Genomic DNA, 6,385 nt, shown 5'->3' with positions numbered 1-6,385 from the left:
TGATCACGAATTAAGGCAACGGCTTCTTCTTTGAATTCTTTAGAGTACTGCTTGTAACTGCGTTTCTGTCCCATGATGACACTCCAATAATTGACGGGTATTGTCTCTTATTAAAGCGTCCGGTTCATTCAACCAGAACAAATTACTCGCTCTAACTTATAACTACTTTTTCGACAGCTGTACCATCATCTTAGAATATCCTTTCACAAAATTAGACTGTACATATTCAGGATCGCCAAGCACTTCAATGTTATCAAACCTGGCCAACATTTCTTCCCACAGAATACGTAATTGCAATTCTGCCAAGCGGTTACCCATACAACGATGCACACCAAAACCAAAGGAAAGATGATTACGAGCGCTTTTACGATCAATAATAAAGTCATCAGGCTTATCTATTACGCGCTCATCTCTATTGCCAGAGACATACCACATTACGACCTTGTCGCCTTTTTTAATGACCTTACCACTGATTTCGACATCTTGCTTGGCAATACGGCGCATATATGCTAAGGGCGTCTGCCATCGAATAATTTCAGACACCATATTTGGAATTAAACTATGATCTTCTTTGAGCTTGGCAAACTCTTCTGGGAAACGATTCAGGGCAAGCACACCACCCGACATCGAGTTCCGAGTAGTGTCGTTACCACCAACTATCAATAAGACTAAATTACCGAGAAATTCCATAGGCCTGTTAATGAGGTCTTTAGTATCTTCACTGCTCTGTAGCATACTAATCAAGTCGAAACCAACCTCACCAGAATTCAACTTCTCCTTTTTCGTGTGCCAAAGTTCAGAGAAATGCCTAGCCATATCCCTCATTCCCTCGAACAGCTCGTCGGTATTAGTCGACCCACCAGTCATCTCGGCACCGCCACCCGCTAAATCAGACCAATAAACCAGCTTTCGACGTTCTTCATAAGGGAAGTCTAACAGCGTAGCAAGCATCCTAGCAGTCAGTTCGATAGAGACATTTTCAACCCAGTCAAACGGCGTATCTAGCGGCAGCTGATCTAGGACTTCCTGAGTACGGCTGCGAATAAGACCTTCCATTTCTTTAAGATTCTTCGGTGCCACAACCCCCTGAACAGCTTGACGCTGCGCGTCGTGTTTTGGTGGGTCCATCGCGATAAACATCTCAAGAGAGAGCTCTTTCGGCGTCGCGCCGATAATTATAAATGGCTCGGCGGAAAATAGGTCGTGATGCTTATCCACAAAAACAATATCGTCGTACCGTGTAATCGACCAAAATGGTCCGAATGGGCTATTTTCCTGAAAGTGGACTGGGCATTCATCACGCAGCCGTCTGAAATAGGACTCCCAACGATTTTGCTTAAAAAGAAAGGGGTTACTAACGTCAATATCGGCGATCGCCAGATCAGACACTTCTGGAATAGGTGTCTCTACAAACTCCGGAAATTCGGTGTAAACACCTAGCTTGTTTTTAGCCTTGTACAACATATGACCGGCTTTAATTTGCAAGTGCATTGGGACCCGTTCGACGCCCTTTTCCACAATCAAATCAACAATTTTCATAGCCTTTCCACCTTTTCAAATTATCCGTTGAGTATTATTTGTTACTTTTTACATCTGAAATTCAGGCAGGCGCGCAACCATGCCATCCATCGCATCCGTGGTGATAATTTGGCAAGCAAGCCTAGAGGTATCACTACGCTCTGGCGTAAGATCTAACATTTGTAACTCATCTTCGGTTGCATCGCCGGTCATATTAAAGACAGCACCCTCAATAATGACATGGCAGGTACCGCATGCGCACACGCCACCACAGTCGGCGTCAATACCCGGAATCCCATTATCCAAGGCAATTTGCATTAAGGATTTCCCTGCTTCAATATCTACTGTGTGCTCCGTACCGTTGTGCTCAATAAACGTAATGCATCCCATACTGCTCTCCTTCGTGAAACTGTATGACCAATTTACAATTTTAACGCGTCACCACAGCTCCACTATTCAAGTTTTATTAAATAATACGATCTCGCTGATATCTCTAGTTAGAGTCGAAATATCTTTTAAAATTTATACGTAGCATCTAAACCAAATGTTCTCGGCGGGCCTTCTTGAAAATAGTCAAATCCGAAACCAGCCTGAAGATTAATTGCATACCCATCATATTCTTCATATGCAATATTTTTGGCCCATATAGACACCGAGTAGTCTTCATTAATTCCACGCCAGGTCAAACGAGTATTCACTAGCGCATAGGCGTCTTGCTTAATATTTTCATACCCACCCTTATCATTATAAGCGCTATACCACTGCTTATCCTGATAATTAGCGTTAACATTCCAGTTAATGTACCCACTGTCTCCACTGAAGATTTCGTAATCTATAGAAATGTTTCCACTTATTTTTGGCGCCGAGATTAGCTCATTTCCGGCAAGGTCAATTTCATCATTCGGATTATTAAGCGTTTCCGTATTTGACAATGATAGCTCAGTATATTCAGTATCAAGATAGCCAAGCCCCATCATAAACATTAATTTTTCAGTTGCGGCAAACATAATTTCAGCTTCTAAACCGGCGATTTGTGAGCCACCAGCATTTTCCAGAAAGTTCGACACACCGACCACATTAATAAACTGCTGGTCTTTATAGTCATATAAAAATGCCGCTGCATTAACACGAGCACGCTGATCGTAAAAGTCTGATTTAAACCCTATTTCGTAAGCATCAATATACTCAGGCCTTGCATAGGCCTCGTCGAAATCACGCTCTCTGTAATAGACACCGCCATTAAAGTTACCTGACCGAAAGCCCTTGCTATAGCTTGCATACATCATCAAATCGTCACTGAAACGATAATCTATACCAATCTTACCGGTAAGCTCCTGCTCCTTTGCCGACATAGGCGTAGAAGAATCAGTCGTATACGGGCCATGGGTATACCCAATCTCTCCTGTCTCTAAAATATCGTCGAGTGTTGTTTCCCCAGTGAGTAAATTCTGAAGAAATAGATCGATCTCAACAATACCTGCGTCACCACCGAGATTAAGCGGTATAAATGGCTCATCATGTCGAGTAGTATTGCCGGGAACATATGTTCCTCGCGGACTACCATCGTATCCCTCTCTAGAAATATTTAGGTAGGTAAGATCTATTTCATCCACCGTGTAGCGAATACCAAAATCAATACCAAAATCTGCGCTTATATCAAAACGAAACTGCGTATACGCCGCATAACTTGTCTTATCAGTAACCATCTTTTGATCAAGTTGACCAAAATCTAGTAAATACGGGTAGTAACCAGTAGCCCCAGGGTACGTAATCGCAACTCGCACGTCCGGTGGAGTTCCATAAATCGCATACTCATTATGCATATCCATTTCTTCTTCAGCATAATAAATACCGCCGATGAAATTAATCATGCCATCGTAATTACTAGAAACTCTAAAGTCCTGACTAAACGCCTCAGTATCTACAGCCCAACGAATCTCAAGCAAACGTTCTGGCGACCCGTCAGTATTCTGCTTCTGAGCATAGTCGGAAATACTCACTGAGGTGATACTTGTAAAGGTGTGGTATTCACCAAGATACTCCAGTTTATTAACCAGCATGTCAGAATTAACAATTAAAGGACCGGTGAAATTATCTTCAACCTCATGACTTCCTAGATTTTGCGACGACGCCGAGTATCCAGTGTTATCCATATACCCGCTGCTAGCATCCCCTTGAAGCAAAGCACCACTAACAACACCACCTACTGCGCCAAAAAGTCCAGCTCCGCCATTATTAAGATCACCACGCGGTTCATTCCTAGACGCATTTGCCATTGAATCATTTTGGCCATGAGTTAACTTAAGTACATTATTTAAATTTTCAGATATCTGCCAATTCAGTGTTAAACGTAAACCTTGGAAATCGATGGAAGATAAGTTTGGACCGCCAGAACGGTTTTCGGTATAGCCACTATTCCGAGAAAATGAATATGCGGCACGCACTGCTAGCGTCTCATCTATTAACGTACCCTCAACCCCTAAGTCACCGACTCGTGAATCATAATTACCCGCGCCCAACTTGGCATTTACATGAAAGCCGTCGTCAATTATTGGAGTTTTGGTAATGATATTGATTGCACCACCAGTAGTGTTTTTCCCGTATAACGTGCCTTGTGGGCCACGCAACACCTCTAGCCGCTCGACATCAAAAAAGTTCATCCCATGAGTATATACTGGTCCCATATAAGACTCATCGGAATAAACACCGATAGGACTCGCTTGGTTAGAACTATAGTCAGACATACTCACACCGCGAATTGCAAAGATCGGCTGAACGTCGCCGAAGGGACCACTAACCTGCATATTCGGTACTTGAGCAGATATATCATTTGCACTCGCAAAACCAAATTTTTCCAGAGAATCCGAAGTCATGCCAGTGATTGCAACAGGGGTATCCTGCGTGCTTTCCGAGCGCTTTTGCCCTGTTACAATAACCTCCTCTAGCATCGGCGCCGCCAAAGAAGTAGTCGGGATATAACTTAGGCTAGCTAACGATGCACTTAATGTGATCTTTTTAAAATAGCTTTGAGAGTTCCGCATTTAGTTATTGTCCTCATGAGTGTTTTTGTTAGGCGGTTATAATCTACAAAAGAACAGCTACCGTCTTTTCCGATACGGACATCTTTTTAACAAATTAGGACACCCTCGGCAGGTCCGCTCAAATGACAAAAAATCGTCCCAAAAAGCCAATACCAAACAGCGCTAAACATCAATAATCTGTTAAAACACACTAATAAAATGCTTAACTCAGCACTTGAAGCGCCCTGCTATCCAACTTAATAAAACAACACTAAAAGCCATTTAGATCCATAAAGACCAACATCAAGGACATGAAATGAACAACGCCCATGAATTACCGCATTATCATCACATTATTAACGGCGATATAGTAAAGCCAAACTCTGGTCGCTATATTGATGTGCACTGCCCAACCACAGGCAATCTAATCGCGAAAACCGCCGATGGCGATGCCGTTGACGTTGATCTAGCGGTAAAAGCAGCCAGACAAGCATTGAAAAATGCTGATTGGCGAAACATCAGCGTTGCCGCGCGCTCCAAATTATTGTATCAAATCGGCAACACGGTATTAGCGAATGCCCAAGAGCTGGCTATTTTAGAAGTTCAAGCATCTGGCGGCACGATCAAGCGGGTCATGGGTTTAGATATCCTAGCCATTGCAGATTTATTTTTCACGCTCGCCGAATCAATTAAAAGTTATCCATTTATCGAAAATCTTTCCCCCAAATTACTCCCAGAACAAGTTCACACCATGGTAGTAAAAGAGCCCGTTGGTGTGTGCGGCATTATTACGGCATGGAATTTCCCGCTTCTCTTGCTTTCATGGAAGATCGCTCCAGCTCTAGCTGCGGGTAACACCGTAGTGGTAAAAGCATCAGAATTAACACCAACATCCACATTCCGCCTAATTGAATTAGTTAATCAATTTTTGCCCGCTGGTGTGTTAAACCTTGTGAGCGGCTCTGGCATAAACGTTGGTGACGCACTGGTGAAGCACCCCAATGTTAACAAGATATCCTTCACAGGTTCCACTCAAACAGGCCGGAGTATTCAAGTAGCGGCGGCGGCAACGCTAAAGCGAGTCACTCTAGAGCTAGGCGGCAAAGGTGCAGCTATCGTAATGCCCGACGCTAATATCGACTTGGTGGCGCATGGTGCACTGTTCGGCATTATGATGAACTCCGGTCAGGCTTGTGAATCAGCTAGTCGATTAATTGTCCATGTCGATATTCACGATGAACTCATCGCCATAATGAAGACCTTGGCAGAAAAAATAGTCGTAGGTAATCCACTCGATCCTGCAACTGGCATGGGCCCTATTGTTTCGGAGCAGCAGTTTAATCGGATTGAGGCCTATCTTAAATCAGCTCAAGAACAAGGCGCCCACATCGTTACCGGTGGGAAACGCAAGATTGTCGCGGGCTTCGAAAATGGCTACTTTCTTGAGCCAACCATTGTCATCAATTGCCAGAATGACATGAAACACGCTTGTGAAGAAATCTTCGGCCCAGTTGTTTCTATTATTAAATTTACCGAGCTAGACGAAGCCATAGGCATTGCAAACGATTCAATATACGGACTATCTGCAGGTATCTGGACCGAGGACGTCATTGGCGCTCAAGCGGTTGCTCGCCAACTCGAAGCTGGCTCAGTTTGGATAAATGACTGGCACATGATGCGTACCGACGCACCCTTTGGCGGAATGAAGCAAAGCGGCTATGGTCGGGAGATGAGTCATAACAGCCTAAACTCGTATACAGAATTGAAATCGATTTCGACAGCGTTTGAACGCGACCCAAGTAAAAAATCAACTTACCACTTGGTCCATACGTTTTAAGGTTCGCGAC

General features: G+C 43.7%; 4 protein-coding genes. 1 reads left to right on the top strand and 3 read right to left on the bottom strand.

Features of this window, described 5'->3' with window-relative positions; genetic code table 11:
- Nucleotides 1-162: 162 nt before the first annotated feature.
- From ABYP33_RS16745 to ABYP33_RS16735, 3 genes are all read right to left on the bottom strand, one after another.
- Nucleotides 163-1,539: a cytochrome P450 gene (locus ABYP33_RS16745; protein WP_373092291.1), complete on the bottom strand. Its 1,377-nt coding sequence runs from the start codon at nt 1,537-1,539 to the stop codon at nt 163-165.
- A 48-nt stretch (nt 1,540-1,587) separates the two neighbouring features.
- Nucleotides 1,588-1,908, bottom strand: coding sequence for a 2Fe-2S iron-sulfur cluster-binding protein (locus ABYP33_RS16740; RefSeq protein ID WP_373092290.1), 321 nt, complete (start codon nt 1,906-1,908; stop codon nt 1,588-1,590).
- 125 nt (nt 1,909-2,033) lie between these two features.
- Nucleotides 2,034-4,559 (bottom strand): TonB-dependent receptor, encoded by a 2,526-nt coding sequence (locus ABYP33_RS16735; protein ID WP_373092289.1) that lies wholly within the window; start codon nt 4,557-4,559, stop codon nt 2,034-2,036.
- Nucleotides 4,560-4,854: 295 nt separating this feature from the next.
- Between ABYP33_RS16735 and ABYP33_RS16730 the strand changes: the two genes are divergently transcribed.
- The gene (locus ABYP33_RS16730; RefSeq protein ID WP_373092288.1) at nt 4,855-6,375 is read left to right on the top strand and encodes an aldehyde dehydrogenase; all 1,521 of its coding nucleotides are present in this window, start codon (nt 4,855-4,857) and stop codon (nt 6,373-6,375) included.
- The last annotated feature ends 10 nt before the right edge of the window (nt 6,376-6,385 follow it).

Source organism: Zhongshania sp., from assembly GCF_041584495.1.
In the GTDB taxonomy this organism is placed as follows: Bacteria; Pseudomonadota; Gammaproteobacteria; order Pseudomonadales; family Spongiibacteraceae; genus Spongiibacter.
This window is presented reverse-complemented; position numbering and strand designations above follow the sequence as displayed.

Excerpts from the sequence above, each read along its gene's own strand:
- ABYP33_RS16730 (WP_373092288.1), top strand. The coding sequence starts at position 4,855 with ATGAACAACGCCCATGAATTACCGCATTATCATCACATTATTAACGGC.
- ABYP33_RS16740 (WP_373092290.1), bottom strand. The coding sequence starts at position 1,908 with ATGGGATGCATTACGTTTATTGAGCACAACGGTACGGAGCACACAGTA.
- ABYP33_RS16745 (WP_373092291.1), bottom strand. The coding sequence starts at position 1,539 with ATGAAAATTGTTGATTTGATTGTGGAAAAGGGCGTCGAACGGGTCCCA.
- ABYP33_RS16735 (WP_373092289.1), bottom strand. The coding sequence starts at position 4,559 with ATGCGGAACTCTCAAAGCTATTTTAAAAAGATCACATTAAGTGCATCG.